This window comes from Magnetococcus sp. PR-3, assembly GCF_036689865.1.
GTDB lineage: Bacteria > Pseudomonadota > Magnetococcia > Magnetococcales > Magnetococcaceae > Magnetococcus.
This window is the reverse complement of record NZ_JBAHUQ010000041.1, coordinates 1-21,541: the sequence shown is the minus strand read 5'-3', so window position 1 is coordinate 21,541 and position 21,541 is coordinate 1. Positions and strand designations below refer to the sequence as shown.

The 21,541-nt window shown below is 56.8% G+C and carries 17 protein-coding genes; 13 read left to right on the top strand and 4 right to left on the bottom strand.

Annotation, left to right across the window (positions count from 1 at the left end):
* The first annotated feature begins 171 nt into the window (after nt 1–171).
* Both purB and V5T57_RS18540 read left to right on the top strand, forming a co-directional pair.
* Complete coding sequence (purB, locus tag V5T57_RS18545; protein WP_442918241.1) at nt 172–1,542, top strand: adenylosuccinate lyase; 1,371 nt, start codon at nt 172–174, stop codon at nt 1,540–1,542.
* Nucleotides 1,543–1,549: 7 nt separating this feature from the next.
* Complete coding sequence (locus tag V5T57_RS18540) at nt 1,550–2,647, top strand: radical SAM protein (RefSeq protein ID WP_332892752.1); 1,098 nt, start codon at nt 1,550–1,552, stop codon at nt 2,645–2,647.
* Nucleotides 2,648–2,787: 140 nt separating this feature from the next.
* On the opposite strand, the gene V5T57_RS18535 is transcribed toward V5T57_RS18540, so the two are convergent.
* The 4 genes from V5T57_RS18535 to V5T57_RS18520 form a co-directional block, all read right to left on the bottom strand.
* Nucleotides 2,788–3,030: a hypothetical protein gene (locus tag V5T57_RS18535; RefSeq protein ID WP_332892751.1), complete on the bottom strand. Its 243-nt coding sequence runs from the start codon at nt 3,028–3,030 to the stop codon at nt 2,788–2,790.
* Between the two features lie 100 nt (nt 3,031–3,130).
* Nucleotides 3,131–4,195 carry an NF038122 family metalloprotease gene (locus V5T57_RS18530; RefSeq protein WP_332892750.1) on the bottom strand — a complete coding sequence of 355 codons (1,065 nt, stop codon included), beginning with the start codon at nt 4,193–4,195 and terminating at the stop codon, nt 3,131–3,133.
* 7 nt (nt 4,196–4,202) lie between these two features.
* Nucleotides 4,203–7,052, bottom strand: coding sequence for a tetratricopeptide repeat protein (locus tag V5T57_RS18525; RefSeq protein ID WP_332892749.1), 2,850 nt, complete (start codon nt 7,050–7,052; stop codon nt 4,203–4,205).
* Between the two features lie 116 nt (nt 7,053–7,168).
* Nucleotides 7,169–8,713, bottom strand: a complete 1,545-nt coding sequence (locus V5T57_RS18520; protein ID WP_332892748.1) for an exosortase C-terminal domain/associated protein EpsI — start codon at nt 8,711–8,713, stop codon at nt 7,169–7,171.
* Between the two features lie 586 nt (nt 8,714–9,299).
* Between V5T57_RS18520 and V5T57_RS18515 the strand changes: the two genes are divergently transcribed.
* The 11 genes from V5T57_RS18515 to V5T57_RS18465 all read left to right on the top strand — a co-directional run bounded on the left by V5T57_RS18515 (nt 9,300) and on the right by V5T57_RS18465 (nt 21,368).
* A complete protein-coding gene (locus V5T57_RS18515) occupies nt 9,300–10,289 on the top strand; it encodes an SDR family oxidoreductase (protein WP_332892747.1) in 990 nt (329 codons plus the stop codon).
* Nucleotides 10,290–10,447: 158 nt separating this feature from the next.
* On the top strand, nt 10,448–11,974 hold the full coding sequence (locus tag V5T57_RS18510; protein ID WP_332892746.1) for a PfkB family carbohydrate kinase: 1,527 nt from the start codon (nt 10,448–10,450) through the stop codon (nt 11,972–11,974).
* Nucleotides 11,975–11,976: 2 nt separating this feature from the next.
* A complete protein-coding gene (locus V5T57_RS18505) occupies nt 11,977–12,600 on the top strand; it encodes a hypothetical protein (protein ID WP_332892745.1) in 624 nt (207 codons plus the stop codon).
* Nucleotides 12,597–13,661 carry a phosphotransferase family protein gene (locus tag V5T57_RS18500; protein WP_332892744.1) on the top strand — a complete coding sequence of 355 codons (1,065 nt, stop codon included), beginning with the start codon at nt 12,597–12,599 and terminating at the stop codon, nt 13,659–13,661. The genes V5T57_RS18505 and V5T57_RS18500 overlap by 4 nt, the downstream gene beginning before the upstream one ends.
* Nucleotides 13,662–13,709: 48 nt before the next feature.
* On the top strand, nt 13,710–14,501 hold the full coding sequence (locus V5T57_RS18495; protein ID WP_442918240.1) for a transketolase: 792 nt from the start codon (nt 13,710–13,712) through the stop codon (nt 14,499–14,501).
* 21 nt (nt 14,502–14,522) lie between these two features.
* The gene (locus V5T57_RS18490; protein ID WP_332892742.1) at nt 14,523–15,449 is read left to right on the top strand and encodes a transketolase family protein; all 927 of its coding nucleotides are present in this window, start codon (nt 14,523–14,525) and stop codon (nt 15,447–15,449) included.
* 12 nt (nt 15,450–15,461) lie between these two features.
* The gene (locus tag V5T57_RS18485) at nt 15,462–16,526 is read left to right on the top strand and encodes a radical SAM protein (RefSeq protein WP_332892741.1); all 1,065 of its coding nucleotides are present in this window, start codon (nt 15,462–15,464) and stop codon (nt 16,524–16,526) included.
* A 10-nt stretch (nt 16,527–16,536) separates the two neighbouring features.
* Nucleotides 16,537–17,202 carry a class I SAM-dependent methyltransferase gene (locus tag V5T57_RS18480; protein WP_332892740.1) on the top strand — a complete coding sequence of 222 codons (666 nt, stop codon included), beginning with the start codon at nt 16,537–16,539 and terminating at the stop codon, nt 17,200–17,202.
* Nucleotides 17,203–17,319: 117 nt separating this feature from the next.
* Nucleotides 17,320–18,222, top strand: coding sequence for an SDR family oxidoreductase (locus tag V5T57_RS18475; RefSeq protein WP_332892739.1), 903 nt, complete (start codon nt 17,320–17,322; stop codon nt 18,220–18,222).
* 686 nt (nt 18,223–18,908) lie between these two features.
* Nucleotides 18,909–19,301 carry a hypothetical protein gene (locus tag V5T57_RS18470; RefSeq protein WP_332892738.1) on the top strand — a complete coding sequence of 131 codons (393 nt, stop codon included), beginning with the start codon at nt 18,909–18,911 and terminating at the stop codon, nt 19,299–19,301.
* 93 nt (nt 19,302–19,394) lie between these two features.
* Nucleotides 19,395–21,368 (top strand): alpha-1,2-fucosyltransferase, encoded by a 1,974-nt coding sequence (locus V5T57_RS18465; RefSeq protein ID WP_332892737.1) that lies wholly within the window; start codon nt 19,395–19,397, stop codon nt 21,366–21,368.
* Nucleotides 21,369–21,541: the final 173 nt, after the last annotated feature.

The following is a 21,541-nucleotide window of genomic DNA, read 5'->3' as shown; positions in this document are numbered from 1 at the left end:
CTCCACACCGCACCACTAATGGTGGAAACTGGGCGCAACAAGGGTTAAAATGCGCCTTCTCCGGCATCGGTTCCCCTCCCTTATGGGCAGAAACCGTGTCGATGGCATTGATATTCGTTATCCCGCACGGTTTTTCCGTGTCTGCTCCATAAAAAAGGTATCCTCATGTCTTTGCAACTCTCGGCCTTGACCGCTCTCTCCCCGCTGGATGGCCGCTACGGCAGCAAAACGGCTGATCTGCGTACCCACTTCTCTGAATATGGCCTGATCCGCGCACGTGTCCAGGTAGAGGTCAGCTGGTTGCAGGCCCTGGCCCATGAACCGGGCATTCCTGAAGTACCCGAGTTCCATGCTTCGGATATGGAGAAGCTGGAAAAGCTGGTCGCCTACTTTGATGAAGAGGGCGCCCAGCGTATTAAGGATATTGAGGCCACCACCAACCACGATGTCAAGGCGGTGGAGTACTACCTTAAAGAGGCGGTTGCCGGTACAGATATTGAAAAGGTCAGTGAGTTCATTCACTTTGCCTGCACTTCAGAGGACATCAATAATCTTTCTCACGGCTTAATGCTACAGGGCGGCCGCGATGAAGTTTTGCTACCGCAGATGGATAAGGTGATCCAGGCCGTGGTGGCCCTGGCCAAGCGCTATCGGGATCTGCCCATGCTCTCCCGCACCCATGGTCAGCCCGCCTCCCCCACCACCCTGGGTAAGGAGATGGCCAACGTCGCCGACCGCCTACTGCGGGCCCGTGACCAGTTCGCCGCGGTGGCCATTCCCGGTAAAATCAACGGTGCCGTGGGCAACTATAACGCCCACGTCTCAGCCTACCCCGATGTCGACTGGCCCGCCTTCTCCCAAACCTTTGTCGAGAACCTGGGCCTGGAGTGGCAACCCTTCACCACCCAGATCGAACCCCACGACGGCATGGCCGAGCTGTTCCACGCCCTCATGCGCTTTAACACCATCTTAATCGATTTCTGCCGCGATGTTTGGGGCTATATCTCCTGGGGCTTCTTTAAACAGAAGACCGTCGCCGGGGAGATCGGTTCCTCCACCATGCCCCACAAGGTTAACCCCATCGATTTTGAAAATGCTGAGGGCAACCTGGGCATGGCCAACGCCATGTTGGATCATCTGGCCATTAAACTGCCCGTCAGCCGTTTTCAGCGGGATCTGACCGACTCCACCGTCCTGCGCAACATGGGGGTGGGCTTTGGCTATACACAACTGGCGCTACAATCGGCCATGAAAGGCATTGGTAAGCTGGAGGCCAACGAGAAGCGTCTGCTGGATGATCTGGATGCCAACTGGGAAGTTCTGGCCGAGCCTATTCAAACCGTTATGCGCCGCTACGGTATTGAAAAACCCTACGAAAAGCTCAAAGAGCTCACCCGTGGCAACCGGGTTGATCAAGCCACCATGCAGGCTTTTGTTGAGAAGCTGGAGATCCCTGCCGAGGCCAAACAGGCGTTGATTGAAATGACCCCAGCCACCTACATTGGTCTGGCCAAAGAGCTCACCGACCGGTTGGAAGGTTAAGCGCACCATGGCCGATAGCTACGGGATAGACAGCCATAAACTGACCTACCACCCAGTACGGGTGGCACAACTGCTGATGGGTCAAAACCAGTGGCAGACGGCGAAATCCATATACCCCATCTACCTGGAAATTTCGCCCATTGGTGCCTGCAACCACCGCTGCACCTTCTGCGCCGTAGACTATATTGGCTACAACAGCGCCAATAAGCTGGATGCCGACATGATGAAAGCCCGCCTCCCCCAAATGGGGGAGCTGGGCATTAAATCCATTATGTATGCCGGTGAGGGGGAACCCCTGCTGCACAAGCGCATCAGTGAAATCCTGTTGGACACCAAGGCCGCGGGGATCGACACCGCCCTAACCACCAACGCCACCGTGTTGCCGGTCGATTTTATCGATAAAGCCCTGCCCACCATCTCCTGGATCAAAGCCTCCATCAACGCGGGCACGGCGCAAAACTACGCCAAGATCCACCAAACCAAAGCTGAAGATTTTGGCAAGGTGATAGAGAACCTTAAAGCCATGGTGGCGGCCAAACGTCGGGGCAACTTAGCCGTTACCTTAGGGGCTCAGGCGCTGCTGCTGCCAGAAAATGCTCAAGAGATGGCCGAACTGGGCCGCCTGTGCCGGGATGAGATCGGTCTGGATTATCTGGTCGTCAAACCCTACTCCCAGCATATGTTCAGCGAGACCCGCCTGTATGAGGGGCTGAACTACCAAGATCTTATGGATCTTGAAGCCCCCTTAAAAGCCCTAAGCAACGATCATTTTCAACTGGTTTTCCGTCGTGCCACCATGGAGAAGTATCAGGACGAAAACCGCTACACCCAGTGCAAAGCCACCCCCTATTTATGGGGTTATATTATGGCCGACGGCACCGTCTCAGGCTGTAGCGCATTTTTGCTGGACAAAAACTTTGAGTACGGCAATTTGAATGACGACGATTTTAAAACCATTTGGGAAGGGGAAAAACGCCACGCCGGATGGCGCTATGTGCGCGAAGAGCTGGATATCTCCCAGTGCCGCAGCAACTGCCGGATGGATGCCGTTAACCGCTATCTGCACCAACTGGAACAGGGCGTACCCCACGTCAACTTTATCTAGCCCAGCCACGCCATAAACAACCCAGGCCGCTGGCCCCAACCCACCCAGGGCAACGGGCAGGATAAACCCCACCGGTGCCTTCGCTGTCATTCGCTCTCGTGCTCTGGCCGCCACGGCGCCACCAGGGGCCGCACCTCGGCCTAACCTGGCCGCTCCAACCCCTGATCCATAAGAGACACCCCACCGGATGGTGCGCGCTGGGCGCCATTGGAGACTTCCCCACAGCAACGGCGGTGTGCACGCGTTTGCGCTGGGGCTTGCCCATGGGCGGGGCCAAAGGACAATCCATGACGGGCGGGGAGCAACAGCGCCACCGCAACCTCTTGGGCCATGTGGCTGTAGTACACACGTTTGCGCTGGGGCTTGCCCATGGGCGGGGCCAAAGGGCAATCCATGACGGGCTAGGAGAAACAGCGCCACCGCAACCCCTTGGGCCATGTGGCTGTGGTGCGCAGGATACAACGGGGGGGGTTGGCCTGGGGGTTAAGCCAAAGTGGCATCCATGGGCATGGCCTGGGGGGGGTGAAAACGCCACCACAACAGCCCAAGACCCAACAGCATCACCCAACCGGTGGCGGGGATGGGGCTGGCACTGGCGTTCAGCGATGCACTGGTGGCGATATCCCAGCCGATCACATCCAAAGCCCGTTGATCGGCGTCACTAATGGCCACTGCGGTGGCACTGGCCAAGGTGGGATCCATAATACCCAATATGGGGGATTGCCCATCCTTCCAGTGACTGGCCTGTTGGCCATCCCCTTCATAGACCCCAGTGGAGAAGAGATACTCCTGATAGAGGTCATCAAAAAAGACGTTGTTACTGGCGTCTGGGATCATATAACGGGTGGCGGTGGTAAAATTATCGGTGGTGGTCGGATCATCCGCAGCGGTACTAAAACGGAACATATCCAGCGGGGTTAAATAGATGGGGCTGCCATCGGTATCCGCCGTATCCACGCCAGAGGCAAACCCCAGAGCGTGGCCAATTTCGTGGGCCACCACGGTTTCAAAGTCATAACTACCCGCGGTCACACCATCGCTGTTGTCATAGTCCCAACTGTAGTCAGAGCTGTACTGAATGGTGGCATCCGACGCTGTCCAATCAATACCATAGCCGCTGGTAATGCCCAGCCCCCGCATGTTGGCTTTATAGACCTTCATCAAACTGGTGTTGACGGTGGTGCCATCTGGGTCGGTAGTGACATTAATGCTTGAAGAGTCCGGCAGGTAGGTGGTGATGGCTTCATCCGACTCATCGGCGGCATCGGCCACCATCCAGCCGCGCACGGTATCAAAATCAACGGTGTAGTAGGTGGAGCTCGCGGCCCCTAAGGTACTGCCCCCCAGTGAGGCGAAGCTGGTATCGATAATAACCGTGACATTATCGGTAATAATATCGGTCCACTGGGTATAACCCCGAATAAATGCCGCCTGCTGTTCGGCGGTATAACTGGTGTAGTTGATGTCAAAGGTCAGCGCCCGCACCGGTGTGGCCACCCACAGGGTGCTACTGAATAGCGTCACAAAAAATAGGCGTAAAAACATCATTATCCATTCACCGAACCATCTGCTTCATTAAGCGTTGCGCAGCCTTGCGCCCTTTAAAAGGGGCATCGGTTGAGAGCGCTTGCTTTAGATAAAACTTTGCAGCGTTCACTTGATTGCTGGCCTGTAAAACGCAGGCCATGTGATAATTCACTTCTGGGTGTGCCGATAATTTTTTCAAGGCCTTACGCAGCGCCACTTCCGCCTCACCATAGCGCCCAAGCTGATAGAGCACCCACCCGTGGGTATCGTGCATCGCCGGGTTATGGCTGGCTTTTAGCGCGGGTAACAGCGCGTTGAGCTTATGCAAACGCGCCGGGGATTCAGGTGAATCGACCAAAAGCATGGCCAAATTATTAACGACGTATCCTTCTTTCGTATCGGTCGCCATCAGTTTTTCATAAGCAGAAATAGCCTGCGCCTTCTTCCCCTGCTTTTCTAAGCTGTGGGCCAACAAAAAGCGTGAACGGTTATCCTGGGGCGCCAGCTCCAACAACCGCCGCAGTGTGGGCACCGCCAGATCAAGCCTGTTATCTTGCAGATAAAGCAGCGCAATCTGCCGTTGGGGAACATCCCATTTAGGGGCTTTTTCCCGCGCTTTTTCAAACCACAACAACGCCTCAGCCCGCTGTTTATTCTGCACGGCGATATCCCCCCTTAACTTTAAAAGAAGGGGGTTATTCGGTTTTTCTTTAAGCCACGGTTGCAACAAGCGCTGGGCGGCTTGGGTCTCTCCTGCGTGCAGATAAAGGGGCAGTAACAGCTGCATGGCAATGGTATCGTTAGGATCCCGAGCCAGCGCCTTTTGCAAATGGTCACGGGCCTGCTCAAACTGCCCGTCCCCCTTAAAGACCAAACCCGCCAACCGGTCACTTATGGCCGCTTGGGGGTGGTACTTTAACAGCTGCGCCACCTGGGTTTTGGCCTCTGCCCAGCGCTGCTGTTCGCTCAGCATGACCACCATACCCACCAAGGCCCCCCGGTGGCTGGCCTGCTGTTGCAGGAGGATTTTATAGTGCTCCAAGGCCCCTTTTTGCCCCATGCGCCGCATAAGCTCGGCCAACCGAAAGCGCAGGTGGGGGTTTTGCGGCTGTTGTTCCAGCATGGTTTGGAGCAGATGCCGTGCAGGCCCTACCTGACCCGCCCGCAGGTGCGCCATAAACAGCGCCGATTGCGCCGGTTTAAGCTGGGGTTGCAGGGTCACCAAGCGGGTCAGCAGGGTCACCGCCGCGCTGGCTTGATCCTGCAGCGCCATCAACACCCCTTTTAAGACCAGACCCCGCATCATCCACGGCGGCCACTGGGCCTGGCTGGCCTGGTTCCAATCCAGCATACGGACCTGCTGCAACCCCTTTTTAAGCGCCCCTGCCCTTAACAGCAGCTCAGCCAGCAGAACCCGCGCCTGCCCCTGAAGGGTGTGATCCTTTGCTCCATCCACCATATTTTGCAGCAGGGCCATGGCTTTTTGGGGCTGCCGCTGCTGCACCCACAACCCCGCCAAGGCAAAGTTGAGGGGGGTCAGCTCAGGGTGCTTTTGCACCACCTCCTGAATATAGGCCATGGCCTTGGCCGCCCCTTGTTGCTCCATCATCCAATGCAGCAACAACAGATGGCGCTGGGGGTTGGTCGGCTGCTGGGCCACCGCGCCATCCAGCGCCTGCCGGACCTGCGCCAACTGGCCCAAGCGGTAGTACTGCACCGCCTGTAAAATGTAGGGAACATGAAAATCAGGATCCGCTTTGCGCCAGTCATCCAGCGCTTTTAACAGAGGCTCCGGCTCCCCTTGCCGCTCCAACAGGGCGGCCATCTTCCACCACAACAGCCGATCCTTTGGCCGCTGGCTTAACCCCTGGGCCAGCACCTCCAACGCGTGTTGCGGCTGGTTCGCCTTTTCATAAAGCTGGGCCAGCAGCAGGGCGGCATCACCACGCTGGGGGTGATCTTGCAGAATTTGCTGCACATCGGCCATCACCCCCCCACGTTCCTGCTCAGAAAAAGTGTTGAGCCGGGTGCGGATGGCCGCTTTTAGAATACGTAGCTCCGGCTGGCTGTTTTGAACCGCCGCCACCAACGCCCAGGCCCGCGAGGTTTGCCCCATTAAAAAAAGAAAACGTGCCAGCTTTAACCGGGCCGAGGCATGCTTGGGTTGCCGTTGCAGGGTTTGCTTGTAGGCGGCCACCGCGGCTTTAAGATCCCGCCGGCGCTCCGCCACCTCACCCAACCGGTAGTGGGCGGTTACCCGATCCGGGTCGATCTGCAACACCCGCTGGTAGGAGATACGGGCTTTCTCCCACTGCTCAGCCTGCTCATGCTGCTTGGCCTGGGCAAAAGCCGCCGCGATACGGTCTTGGTCCGAAGGCCACATGGACATACTTAGCCCAACAGCCACCACCAAAAACAGCAGGATCACCCCATAGAGCCAGGTGTGCCGTACCGGCTCGGGTTTACCAACCTGATCCACATAAAATTCCGGCTCGGTTTTAACCCTCAGCCAAACCCGCCCCACCCGCAGCATATCCCCATGGCTCAGCTGCGCCTGCTGCTTAAGTTCAGCCTGCACAAACTGGCGGCGTCCTTGGCCTAGGCTTTTGCGCACCAGATGCAGATCCCCTTGGGGGTTGCCCGCCTGATGGTGCAAAAACGGCGTCACCCCCGGATGGTGTTGATTAACCTGATAGCGGGAACCCTGACGGCTAAAAACCAGATGAAACGGAGCAACCGAGGGGTGACGTAACACCACATGGTTACTGGAATCCCGCCCCAACCTTAAACCGCCACTGTGAAAGGGCGAGAGTTTGGTTTTAACCTGGTGAAAGGGGTCGACTGGTGACGGTGTGGTGGGGGGAGAAGAGTCCGTCATCGCCCTGATCCTGGGAATGCTTCACAACAGAGGGTCGCCATCCCTCCCCCTGCGACGATCCATACAAAAAGCGTTGGCCAATGCCCATCCATGGGTTTTTCCTTTATATACACGCCCTACGGTTGTGGTAGAGCGGCTTGAATCTGCGGATAAAAGGTTTCAATAAAATGCTGCATCTGCCCCTGCACCTGTTGCGCGGTGTGGCCGTAGGGTATGGGGGCGCTCACCCGGACCAAGGCCCCATCACTGCGTTGCCCCAACCCACTGTTCAGCAACAGGTGCCACTTCACCTTCAGCTCACTGGCCAACGGCTGCCCCTGCTGCATAAACCAGTAGAGTACCAGCTCTTTTTGACCACCCTTCTCAATCACCAACTGGTTCACAGGCAGCCCCACACCCTGGGGCAACGCTAAGCGACGTGCAGTCTGGCTAAGGATCTGCCACCCACCACCGGGAATGCAATAACGTGGGGAGTGGGTCGCCTTAGAGCCCTGCTGCCGCCCATAATAGGCCATATAGAGCGTCACAACCTGACGGGGCCCATGGTGGTAGGTACGCAGGAGATAATCATCCAAAGCCAACTGGGCTAAGGTTGGGGCATCCAGCGGGGTGTTCTGCAACGTCTGCCAGCCCTGCTGTTGGGTGGGAAATTGGCTCAGGGGCTTCTCCAGCCTCTGCACCGACAGCTGCGTGGGCATGGGAAAAAACAGCCCTAGCCCCGCCACCATCACGGTGATCGTAATCCAAGAACTGCGGGATGAACCCTGCGTTAACGGATGCGTCCCACCCGGCAACTGGGGGGTAGGATCCACGGCCACCCGCAGCTTGAGAGCCAGCGCGGTCAGCACCGCAAAACCGAGCAGATAACCCACCCATCCTTGGGCATCATGATAGAGCCCCTCCATCCAATGGTAGGCTTTCCACTCCGCCATTAACCCGGTAAAGGCCAAACGCAGTGCGTTGATCACAACCGCCAGCAGCGTCGCGGCCAGTAGCTGCGCCACCCCTGCGGGCCAGCGCAGCGGCAACAGGAGTATAAGTAGGGCTGAAAAACTGATAAAAGGCAGCAGGTAGCGCAGACCACTGCACGCCTCCACCACCTGTAACTGGTAGTGCCCCAGGTCAATCACATTGCCCTGGAGCAACACATTAACCCCGCCCCCCTGCAACAGCGCCACCCCAAGCACAGAGGAGATCAGTTCAAGCTGGGTAGAGAGGTAGGTGTGCAGGGGAGATGGCAGGGGCACCATAAGCAGCATGAGCAAAAAGGCCCCCTGTAGCTTAACAAAGCTCTGCCACCCCACGTGGGCCAAGGTAATGCCCGCAAAGACCAACACAAAGCCGTACTGCCCTAAAGCGGGTGAGAGCGCCAAACGCCCCAGCACCAACCCCAGCACCCCCAACAACACCAAAGGTACCCCCGGCCAGGTCGCCCCCACCGCCCCCTGGGCAAGCCGTTGCCGCTGTTGCCAAAGCAGCGCCACCGTGAGCAGCGGTATAAACACACCGTGCTGGTAGTCTGCCCAGCTCTCCCACACCAGGGCCATCTGCACCAGCTCCTGCCAACTGAGCAGCAACAGCAACAGCAGACTAAGAACCGGTAAACCAGCGCGGCCCACCCGGTTCAACGGCCCACGCTTATGGGATAAAATACGGTACATAACCCTTCATTTCGAAATGCGCTTATCAGCTCTTCGATCCGTTTAATCTTTTTGGGGTAGCGCCCCTTAAAGACCCCATAAAATCGCTTAAAATACGAAACTCGATCGTATTTGCAAAAGAAACGCCCCGTCAACGAAACAAATTCAGTTCTGCAGAAAGCCCGCATATCCGCTTCATCTCTCAGCTGTTTTTTCCTTATCCGCAACAAAGCCACAGGGGCAGAGAGCTAACCTTTATCAATAAGAGGCGCAAACAAAGCCTTTAAAAGCGGATCGGTAAGCAGGCCTCACCATGATACCGCGCCACGCGGTGCCTGGGCTGGGTTTGTGCGCCTAATCGGTCGGACGCCAAAGAACCACGATGCCCACGCATGGTTTTCCCCCGCCCCCCCTGCCATGACGGGCCAGAGACCACCGACCAGCAATGTTTCCTAAAAATATCCGGGCTAAGGCAACGAGCAACCTTTGACAAGCTGCTTTAAAGATCGCACTCTTGGCCGGATGTGATCATTTTTTAACGCCATATGCCTGGGCACGTTTGACGCATACTAAAAAAGCATAGGCAAAAGGGTTCGAGGGGACAAACATGCTTGCTCTGGTTACTGGTGGTGCGGGGTTTATTGGCAGCCACCTCTGTGAAAAGCTTTTGCAAGAAGGCCACACCGTGCGCGCCCTGGATAACTTTTCCACCGGACGCCGCGACAATGTCGCCCACCTGATCGATAACCCCGGTTTTACGCTGCATGAAGGGGATATACGCGATCCCGAAACCTTGGTCACCCCTTTTCAAAACGTTGAGTGGGTGTTCCACATGGCGGGGCTGGCGGATATTGTGCCCTCGGTTGAGAACCCCACCACCTATTTTGAGGTCAATGTTCACGGCACCCTCAATGTGCTGGAATTTGCCCGTCGCAACAAAGCCAAGCGGCTGGTCTATGCGGCCTCCTCTTCCTCCTACGGTATTCCAGAGATCTACCCCACCCCGGAAGAGAGCCCCATACAACCCCAATACCCCTACGCCCTGACCAAATATATGGGGGAAGAGCTGATCCTACATTGGGCCGAAGTCTACAAAATGCCCAATGTCTCCCTACGGATGTTTAATGTGTATGGTCCCCGCTCCCGTACCACCGGGGCCTATGGTGCGGTGTTTGGGGTGTTCCTGGCCCAACGGCTGAACAACAAACCCTACACCGTGGTGGGGGATGGCCAACAGAGCCGTGACTTCACCTACGTCACCGATGTGTGTGAAGCCTTTTATGCCGCCGCCCAATCTGACCTGATTGGTGAGGCGATGAATGTCGGCAGTGGTGGTCACCAGAGCATTAACCGCTTGGTGGAGCTGCTGGGTGGGGAGGTAACCTATATTCCCAAACGTCCGGGTGAGCCAGACTGCACCTTTGCCGATACCACCAAAATTCGTAAAAATCTGGACTGGGAACCCAAGGTGAACTTTGAACAGGGTGTGGCCAATATGCTGGCGTGTATTGAGGACTGGCGCGACGCCCCTGTCTGGGAACCGGGCACCATCGCCAAAGCAACGGCCTCCTGGTTTAAGCACCTAAGCACCCCCTGACCCCCCAAAAAAACAGGCCACGGCGTCACGGTTGTACAGCCGCCACCCCCGTGACCCGCCGGACGAGGCATCGTTTTTTTACTCAAGTTCCTGGGCAAAGGGCCGATACCGAGCGTAGACAGATACTTTTTATAGATAGCATGGATTAAAAAGCACTCATGGCTCCTTCTGCGAAATTAATGACCCTGGATCAGCTCGCCCCCCTCTGCCAAACGCTACGGGAAGCGGGCAAACGCATTGTGCAGTGTCACGGCACCTTTGACCTGCTGCATCCGGGCCACATGCGTCATCTACAGCGGGCCCGGGATGAGGGCGATGTGCTGGTGGTGACCCTAACCGCCGACAGTTTTGTCAACAAAGGCCCCAACCGTCCGGTCTTTCCCCAACATCTGCGGGCCGAATCCCTCGCCGCCCTCTCGGTGGTGGATTATGTGGCCATTAACCATGACATCACCGCGGTACCGGCCATTGTGCAGGTTCGCCCGGATATTTATGTCAAAGGGCAAGACTACAAACAGACCGAAGATGATCTGACCGGCAACATCTCGTTAGAGCGACATGCGGTCGAAGCCCATGGTGGCAAGATCTTCTTTACCGAAGAGATTGTCTTTAGCTCCAGCACCCTGATCAATGATTATCTGGATGTTTTTCCCCCCGCCACCAAGGACTTTTTGGATCAGTTCAAAGGGCGCTGGAACCCGGATAAAGTGGTGGAGGCTGTTCGCGGTTTTTCCGACATGAAGGTGCTGGTGGTCGGGGAAGCCATCATCGATGAGTACTGCTACACCACCCCCATGGGTACCATCGGCAAGGGCGGCAACATTATCGCCACGCGATATAATGATAAAGAGATCTTTGCCGGGGGTTCCCTGGCCATTGCCAACCATCTTTCCGGCTTTGTTAAAGAGGTTGAGCTGGTCACCGGCATTGGCCCCAACTGCCCCCATGAAGGGTTCATGCGTCAGCAGTTGGAAGAGAATGTAAGCCCGCATTTTTTCCACTATGAAGAGGCGCCGACCCTGGTCAAACGCCGCTATGTGGATGAGACCACCAAGCTGTTTGAGATCTACTATTACGATCCCTCCCCCTTAACAGAGGAGGTCGATCAATCGCTCTGTGCATGGATCCGCCGTCACGCCCCGGCGTATGATCTGGTGGTGGTGCCTGATTATGGTAACGGCTTTATCAGCCCCGCCATGGTCGACGCCCTGTGCGATGCCGCCCCCTATCTGGCGGTAAACACCCAGATCAACAGCGGCAACCGGGGTTACCATGTGATCACCCGTTACCGCCGAGCAGACTTTGTCTCCCTCAACGAACCTGAGGTACGGCTGGCGGCCCACAACCGTCGGGATCCTCTGGAAGGGGTGGCGCTGGGCATCGGCCACAAGGTCAAGGCTGAGCAGATGTCCATTACCATGGGGCCCAACGGTGCCATGATGCTGGATATGCAAAAAAACGAGGCGCTACAGATCCCTGCCCTGGCCACCCAGGTGGTGGATATTATTGGCGCGGGGGATGCCTTTTTAACCCTGGCAGCCCTGGCCGCCCGCAACGGTTTACCGGCGGAGTTGGGGGCCTTTTTGGGTAGCACGGCTGCGGCACTGGATCTGCAAATTGTCTGCAACCGCACCTTTGTCACCCCAGAGGCCCTGTTGAAATTTGCCACCTCACTGCTGAAGTGACCATGCGTATTGGTATTGATTTTGACAACACCATCATCTGTTACGACCCGCTGTTTGTGCAGGCGGCGCAGGATCTGGGTCTGCTGAGCACCCCGCAGACCAACTGGGATAAACCGCGCATACGCGACCATATTCGTCGCCAAGCAGATGGGGAGCTTAAGTGGCAGCAACTGCAGGCGGAGGTCTATGCCCACCGTTTACCCCAGGCCCGCCCCAAACCCGGTGTACAACATGCCCTGCAACAGCTGGCCAAGGCTGGTTTTGAGCTGGTTGTGGTGAGCCATAAAACCCAACATGCCAAGCAGGATCCCCACCAGGTGGATCTTCGCCAGGGGGCGCGGACCTGGCTACAGGCCCACGGTTTTTTTAAGCGGGGTGGCGGGCTGGACCCGCAAAAGCTCTATTTTGAGCCAACCCGTGATGAAAAAATTGCCCGCATAACCCAACTACAGTGTAGGCTGTTTGTGGATGATCTGATTGAGGTCCTAACCCACCCGGATTTTCCACCACAGACCCAAGCTGTACTGTTTGCGCCGTGCCATGCTGACGGCGCCGAGCGACCCTATGATCACTTCACCCACTGGGCAGAGATCGAGACCGCCTTGCTTGACGGGACCCTAGTATGAGCTACCCCCCTCCATCACAGGGCCAAACCCCACGCATTGAAGATCCGTGGCAACTGGCTGAGCATCTGCTGGGTCGTGCCCCGCTGGCCATCAAACCCGTGGGTAACGGGGGGTGGAACAACCACCTCTTTCAGATCAAGACCGATCAAGGCATGGTGGCGCTTAAACGCTACCCCGACAACGACCTGCGCGGACGCATGGCGCGGGAGACCTCGGCCCTATGGTTTTTAACCGCCCACCCCCCCACCGCGACCCCACGACTGCTGAGCCTGGACCCCATGCAAAATGCGGTGTTGCTCGACTGGGTAGCGGGCGAGGCGATCCAGAGCGAAACCGCCGACCATGCCACCATTGATGCCATGTTGCAGACCATGGCGCACCTCCACCAACTACGCCACGCCCGTGGGGCGAACAATCTGGTGGCGGCCTCGGACGCGGTGTTTAATGTGGAGAGCGCCAAACGGCAGATCCGTCACCGCATGCGCCGCTTAGATAGCGCCCGCCAGCAGCACCCCAAGCTCCACGATATACTGTGCCGTTTGGAAGGGCTGGCCGATGAGCTGATCCCCCGTGCCCATGAGCAGTGGCCCTGTGAAAACCCCTTGCCCACCGCCCTGCGCACCTTAAGCTTTTCAGATTTTGGTTTTCATAACGCCATCCGCAGTACCGACGGCACCATCACCTTTGTGGACCTGGAGTATTTTGGTTGGGATGACCCGGTCAAACTGGCTTCAGACACCTTATGGCACCCCGCCATGGCCCTGCGCGGTGAGCTGCGCAGCCACTTTTGCGAACAGGCGGTTACCCTCTATGAAGAGAGCGGCGACCAGCACATTCGCAAACGTTTTGCCACCATGCACCCCCTGTTTGGTTTGATCTGGAGCTTAATTGTGCTCAACCCCTTTATCCAGACCGGTGAGGTCGCCCCCGCCATGGTGGGCACCACCGACACCAAACGGTTGGAGGCGCAACTGGCCATGGCCCACCGCTACGCCGACACCCTAAAAACCGGCTGTCATTTGACCTACCACCCGGCTCTGACCCCTGAACAGGAGTCCTAATCTCTTATGCGTGCCCAGATTGAACGCCCCACATTCAACACCCCAGCGCTGGACGACCGCGCCCGTCACCTGCGCCGTCTGGTGCTTCGCGCCCTGGATAAAGGGGGGCGTGGCCACCCCGGTTCTGCCATGTCACTCATGGAGATTTTGCGGGTTCTTTATGATGATATTTTACAGACCGACCCCGCCAACCCCCAGTGGGCCGAGCGGGACCGTTGCATCCTCTCCAAAGGGCACGGCTGTCTGGCACTCTATGCGATTTTGGCGGATAAGGGCTTTTTTCCCACCGCCGAGCTGGATGGCTTTTGTGGACTAAACAGCCGCCTTGGGGGCCACCCTGAGCGCTTTGTACTGCCCGGGGTCGAGGCCTCCACTGGGGCGCTGGGACACGGGCTTTCTATCGGCGCGGGCATGGCCAAAGCGGCCAAGCTTAAAGGGTCTAGCTGGCGGGTTTTTACCCTCATGGGCGATGGGGAGATTGATGAAGGCTCGGTGTGGGAAGCGGCCATGTATGCTGCCAAGCACCAGCTCAACAACCTGGTGGCGATCATCGACTACAACAAGTTGCAGTCCTACGGCCCAGTCAGCGCGGTGCAAGGGCTAGAGCCCCTGACCCACAAATGGCTTGCCTTTGGCTTTGCGGTGCATGAGGTGGATGGCCACGATGTGGCGGCCCTTCAGCACACCCTGAATAACCTGGACCCCAGCCAACCCAATGCGGTGATTGCCCATACGGTTAAAGGCAAGGGTATTCCCGAAGCCGAAGACAACCCCACCTGGCACCATAAATCCTATCTCAAGCCCGAAGAGATGGAACTGCTTTATCAAGCCCTCGCCTAAGTAAGTGACAGGAATAGCCTCATGCGACGCAGTTGTTTGAATGAAGTCCACGCCCTGGCCGAGCAGGATGACCGGGTACTGTTTGTTGGTTCCGACCTGGGCGCTGGCACCCTGGATGCCATGCGTGAAGGCTGCCCCGAGCAGTTTTTTATGGAGGGCATTGCCGAGCAAAACCTGATCGGGGTGGCGGCTGGCATGGCGCTGGAAGGGTATATCCCCTACGTCAACACCATTGCCACCTTTTTAACCCGTCGGTGCCTGGAGCAGGTGACCATTGATGTGGCCTTACACAAGCTACCGGTGCGTCTGATCGGCAATGGTGGCGGCATGGTATACGCCCCCCTGGGGCCCACCCACACCACCTTGGAGGATGTCGCCCTTATGCGTGCCATCCCCAACATGACGGTGATCGCCCCGTGTGATGCCGAAGAGATGAAACGCTTAATGCCCCTCACCCTGGGCTGGCCCGGTCCCATCTACATTCGTCTGGCCAAAGGGGGGGATCCGGTGGTCTCCCAACCCGACAAACCGGTGGCCATTGGCCGTGCCATTCCCCTGGTGGAGGGACGGGATGTAGTGATCGTGACCTACGGCATTATGGTACACCGCGCCCTGACCGCGGCAGAGGCGCTGCGTGAAGAGGGTATTGAGTGTACAGTGCTGAACATGCACACCATCAAACCCTTGGATGAACAGGCGATCTTGCAATCGGCAGTGGGCAAACGCCTGGTGGTTACCGTGGAGGAGCACAGCCTGACCGGGGGTCTGGGTAGTGCCGTGGCGCACCTGTTGGCCACCACCGATGCCCTGGAGAACGGCCCCCGCCTACGCACCCTGGCCTTTGCCGATGCCTTTTGTGAAGGGTATGGCAGCCAAAACCAGCAAATTGCCAAAGCTGGGGTGGATGTGGTGGATATTCAGCGCACCATTAAAGAGGCCTTTGTTTAAGGAAACCCAATCATGGCCAAGCTCTACAGCCATTTAAAATTTTTACGCTTTCAATCCCACCTGCAAGCGTTGCAGGAGAAACGGGTTGAGGCACCGGTGCATATCCGCATCAAACCCACCAACATCTGCAACCAGGACTGCTGGTACTGCGCCTATAAGGTCAGCCACCTGCAACTGGGGGAGAATATGGTGGAGCGGGATGTCATCCCCGAAGCGAAGATGCATGAGATCGCCGATGACTGTATTGAGATGGGGGTTAAAGCTGTCACCTTTTCTGGTGGGGGGGAACCCTTAGTCTACAAACCGCTGCCGGATATTGTGGAAAAACTGGCCAAAGGGGGCATTCGCGTGGCCTCCCTGACCAACGGGGTGAACCTTAAGGGACGCATGGCGGATGCCTTTGCCAACCATGCCACCTGGATCCGCATCTCCATTGACGCCTGGGATGGCCCCAGCTACGTCAAGGCCCGTGGGGTTAAGGCGGATGAGTTTGATCGGGTGTTGCAGAACATTCGTAACTTCACCGCCCGCAACAGCCGCTGCGTCTTGGGCATTAGCTTTATCGTCACCAAAGACAACGCCGAACATCTTTATGATGCGGTTAAGCTGTTTAAGGAGGCTGGGGTTAACCATGTCAAACTCTCCGGTACCGTCATCGCCAACAGCGGGGCCGAGAACAACGCCTACCACCGCCCGCTCATGCCCACGGTGAACGCTCAAATTGCCCAGGCCAAAACCCTGGCCACCGATGATTTTGGGGTGATCGACTACTACCATGAGCTGGAAGAGCGGTTTGATAAACCCTACAACAGCTGTCCTTTTTTGCAATTTTTAACGGTAATTGGTGCCGACCAGCGGGTCTACACCTGTCAGGACAAAGCCTATACCGACCTGGGACAGTTGGGCTCTATTGAGGGACGCCGGTTTAAGGATTTTTGGTTCTCGGAGGAAAACCGCCAACGTATGTTTGCCTTCGATCCCTCCCAGAACTGCAACCATCACTGCGTCAGCCACACCAAAAATCTGGCCATTTTGGACTATCTTAATCTCGACCCCGACCACGGTCTATTTGTATAAGGAGCCCCCCATGGCCCGTTTGGACTTTCTTTCTGAGTATCACAACCGCACCAAGCGGGACTATGTACAGCGGGTGTTGGAGCATGACAAGGCCGAGTGTACCCGCATGGCCCGGCAGTGGGGATATGAGTACTGGGACGGGCCCCGCCAGTATGGTTACGGCGGCTACCACTACGATGGTCGCTGGCTAAAACTGGCCCAAAACCTGGCCAAGCACTATGGGCTAAAGGCCGGTGACCGGGTGTTGGATGTGGGGTGTGGCAAAGGGTTTTTAATGTATGAGCTCACCCAGGCGGTGCCGGGTATTGAGGTGGTGGGTATCGACATCTCCCCCTACGCCCTTGCGCATGCCAAAGAAGAGGTGAAAGAGCAGATTATTCTGGGCCACGCCAAAAAGCTCCCTTTTGAGGATGACAGCTTTGATCTGGTCTTCTCCAACACCACCTTGCACAACCTGCAACTGCCGGAGCTGGATCAATCCATCCGGGAGATTGAACGGGTGGGCAAAGGGGGCAATAAGTTGATCTGTGTCGAGTCCTACCGCAACGACCAGGAGAAGGTCAACCTGCTCTACTGGCAGTTGACCTGCGAAACCTTTTTTTCCCCCGATGAGTGGGTGTGGCTCTATAATCAATGCGGCTATCAGGGCGATTGGGACTTTATTTTTTTTGAGTAAGGTCAGCAGCGCCACACAGAGTTCTCATCCTTACCGGCCTGCTGGTCGATAAAGAAACTGTCCCCCTGTTGCTTTGGGGCATACACGTTACGGTTATGGATAGATTATTTTAGGTTTATGGCACGTTCTCTCATCATAGGTGCATCGGGTTTTATCGGCCAACAGCTCTATCGGCGCTTGGGTGCTGAACGCTGCGTGGGCACCTATGCCCACACCCCCTTTGCTGGCGGGGTTGCCTTTGACCCCACCACCACCGACCCTGCGCTGTTTTTGGATCAGCACGGCCCCTTTGAGCATATCTATGTGCTCATGGCCATGAGCAGCTTGGTGGCCTGTGCCGAAGATCCCGCCCGTGCTCACGCCATTAATGTGGATGCGGTCTTGGCCATTGCCCGTTGGTGCCAGCAGCATCAAACCCCCCTGCTGTTTAGCTCCAGCGATGCGGTGTTTGATGGTGAGAACGCCCCCTATAATGAACAGCATCAGCCCACCCCGCTGGTCACCTATGGCAAGCAAAAGCGGGAAGTGGAGTGTTATCTCCAGGCGCACATGCCGGAACTGCACACCACTGTACGGCTCTCTAAAACCTACAGCAGCGACCCTGAAGATGGCACCCTACTCTCGGCCTGGGCCAAAGCATGGCAACAGGGCCAGGCCATAACCTGTGCCACCGATCAGCGCTTTAACCCCATCCATGTGGCCGACGCGGTTGAGGCTATGGTGCAGTTAATGGCGGGGCAACACCGGGGGTTATATCATCTGTGCGGCCCCACCTCGGTCAACCGCTATGAGCTGATGTTACAGCTTAAAAAGGCCTATGAAGCACGCCTTGGCCCCCTGCCCAGCTGGGACATCACCACTTGCCTGATCAACGATTTTGGTTTTTCCGAACCTTGGCCCATCGATATCTCAACCCAGATCGACAAACTGCTGGCCACCCTCCCCCTAACCCCCCGCACCCCAGCACAGGGGTGTGAAGATCTGGTTAGCGCCCTACTCCAACACCAAAGCAACCCATAGCCCCCTCGGCCACCCTGCCCACCGGAACGGGGACACCCTTGATTGCCCTAATCCTTTGCCTACCCGAACACCGACCCTGCCCCTTTGAACACCCGTATACCCTAGCTTGGCCGAGCGATCATGCGTTATTCAGCGCACAAGGCGGCACCCAAACATGGCGTGGCAGCCCCCCCCCTGTACAGCAGAATCGTTGGACAAAGGGAGCACGGGAACACTCTAGATACCCCAGGCGTGAGCAGGGGGGAAACTTCGGGGGCACACCCTGTTTCAGGACCAAAACCCTGCATCGCCACCCTTGAACAACCTGCCCATCTCCCCCTCAACATCGTGGAGAGATGAACACCCCGATGCAGAGTTTCCCCCCCGGTCACACTTGCTGGATACCCTAAGCGCTCTGCCCACCATGGCAGGCCATTCATTACACAACTAATATTTTACAAGAAAAACCTATTATGGGCAGACCATACTCGGCTGATGTGCCCCCTCATCAACCCGCCCCTTTAGCCGCAATGACCACCCGGTCACGACCCTAGCATGGACATCCTGCAAAAAAACAAAACAGAAACACTCTAATTATTCTCGCAAAACAAGAGTATATTTGTTATATTTGTCTCAAAGAATATAGCTGTATATCCAATTTTCGCACATTGGCAGGAATGGGCTTTTTTGCCCTTTTAGGTTCTATAATGAAACATATTTCACGGATAGCCCTGTTACTTTTGGGGAGTGTTTGGGTGGGCCTGTTCCATGCCAACGCCACGTCGGGGGATGCCTTAATCTCCGTTGATCCTGCGGTACGCAAATACTGTCTACAACCTGGTGGGCCACTGGGTGGAGGCTCCGGTCAGGTGCTCTCCCAAAACCAGATCCACTCGGACGTCTGCCAACAGCTCTACCAGCAAGAGATCGCCCGTTTACGGGCCAAAAACTTTCAAAAGCAGCACGGCAGCCAATGGTGCCGCCAGTTAAGGGTACAAATTGATCGATTGAATGCCCAAAACGCCCCGCTTCCTGGCCATTTCAAGGCACTACAGCAGACATCCCACTGTCAGCAAAACGCCAAATATGACCTGCCCTAAGGGGGCCAGCGGTAAGCGACGCTTTATCCCCTGCCCGGTTTAGCCTATGATGCACCCCTGCTTTCGTTTCTACCATGCGAGAAGGGTTTAACGGTGCATCAATCTCACCCCTCTGATCGACCTAAGCAACCTGATCATGCCGTGATGATGGATGTGATGGACGATCATGGTCAGCCCACATGGCTGCTGCCCCCAGCACGGGGCCACCTACATCTGTTTATACATCCCAACCGTTGGTTCCTGGCCCAAACCGCCCTGGCCCAGGAGATTAGCCAGGGGCAGATCACCCTCATCCCCTATCTGCTCGACCACAGCAGCTTTTCATTAACCGATTATGTCCAGCAAGCCGGGCTTACGCAGATCGACCATTTGCGACTGCCCGCCGCCCATGCCTGTCAGCTCTTTAGCCAGGACCCTTCCCCCCTGCTGGGTCGGCGCATGGTGCAGTGCATGGAAATTCTGCCCCCCCTCAGCACCGAACACGGGCAGTTATTGCAACCGCTGTGGCACCAACAGGGTTATCACCCCTTTCACGCCCCCAGTGGCACCCTGACCCCGCTGGCCCAAGAGAGCCCCCCCCAAGGCACACTGTTTCTTATGACCACACGGGCCATGGCTCAGCAACAACAGCCGCACCCCAATGGGGGGCCACCCTCTGAGCTTTTAAAACAGCACGCGCTGTCCCCCAAAGGGGTTATTCTCATTGGCGCGGGTGATGGGGCGATCTACCCCCCCTTTCAACAAGCCGGTTTTGAGCACGCGCTGTTGGTGGAGGGCCACGGGCCCCGCTATCAACAGTTACAGCAGCGCTTTGCCCACAACCCCCAGGTGGTGACCCAACCCGCGATCCTTAGCCAGCACCAAGAGCGCGGCTATTGGGACCCCCAGCACAACCGTTATACGGCCCAGCCAGGTGGCACCCCGTGCCAAGCCACCACCCTGCCCCAGTTGATGCTCTCCAACCGGTTACAGATCAACCCCTATAACCTGTTGATGATCCAAAGCAACGGCACCGAACTGGATATTTTAAAGGGGGTTGAGGCCAACCTACCCCACTTTGAGGCGGTGTTGGTGGCGGTACACTTTTTTGGACCACAAGCCACCTGCCCCCAGGTGGATGATCTGCTGGAAGAGGCCGGTTTTCGCCGGGTTGCCGAACAAGGCAACCAGCAGGGGTACGCCCTTTACCAACGGCGTCGGCGTATCGCCATGAGCACGCTAGGGGCCAACGGCCGCTACGCCAACCAGCTGTTCCAATACTTAGCGTTGGAGGTCATGGCCAAAGCCCAGGATGCCGTGATCGAAACCCCACCTTGGGTAGGTGAGGCCCTGTTTAATATCCGCAACCGACGCCCCACCGGTAAGTATCAACTGGTGAAAGATATCACCTGCATGGCCTCCCCACTGGGGATGATGGAATTTCTTGAGAGCGACATGCCCCACCTGCGGGATTTTGACCTTTGGGGCTATTTTCAACCCCATAGCCGCGAGCTACGCCCCCACAAGGCGCTGTTCCGCCGTATTTTCACCCCCAAGCCCTCGCTTAAACAGGGCATGGACACGGCGCTGGAAAAACTATTTGGCACCGAAGAACACACCCTGGTGACGTTGCACCTACGCCGGGGGGATTATGGCTACAGCTATTTTTTCATCACCCCAGAGGCCTGGTATCTCCAGGTTTTGGAGGAGCTTTGGCCACGGCTGCACAACCCGGTGCTGTTTATTGCCAGTGATGATATTGAACAGGTGATCGGTGCCTTTGACGCGTATAACCCTAAAACCGCCGAAGATCTGGGTATTGGTGTACAGGGGGTGGGCTATTTCATCGACTACTATGTGCAGACACAAGCGGATATTTTGGTGACCTCCAACTCCTCTTTTTCATTCTCTGCGGCCATGCTCAATGAGGTTGGTACCATCTTTATGCGCCCAGACCCTGCCCTAAAAAAGATGGTGCCCTTTGACCCATGGAATGCCGATATTCTGATCCGGGAAGTCCATGAAGAGCTGCTCACCGACCAGCGCGACAGCAGCGGAGATATTAAAGCAGACCCCAACGAAGCGTAGCGTAAAGCGCGACAGAAAAGTGACCCCAAGCCAGTCATGGCAAGGCGTCGCCTAAAACCACGGCGGCCCACCCTGTCGCACACGATGATCCGGTGACGGGACCCTGCAACGCCATCAGCGTTACCCCAAGCCAGTCATGGCAAGGCGTCGCCTAAAACCACGGCGGCACACCC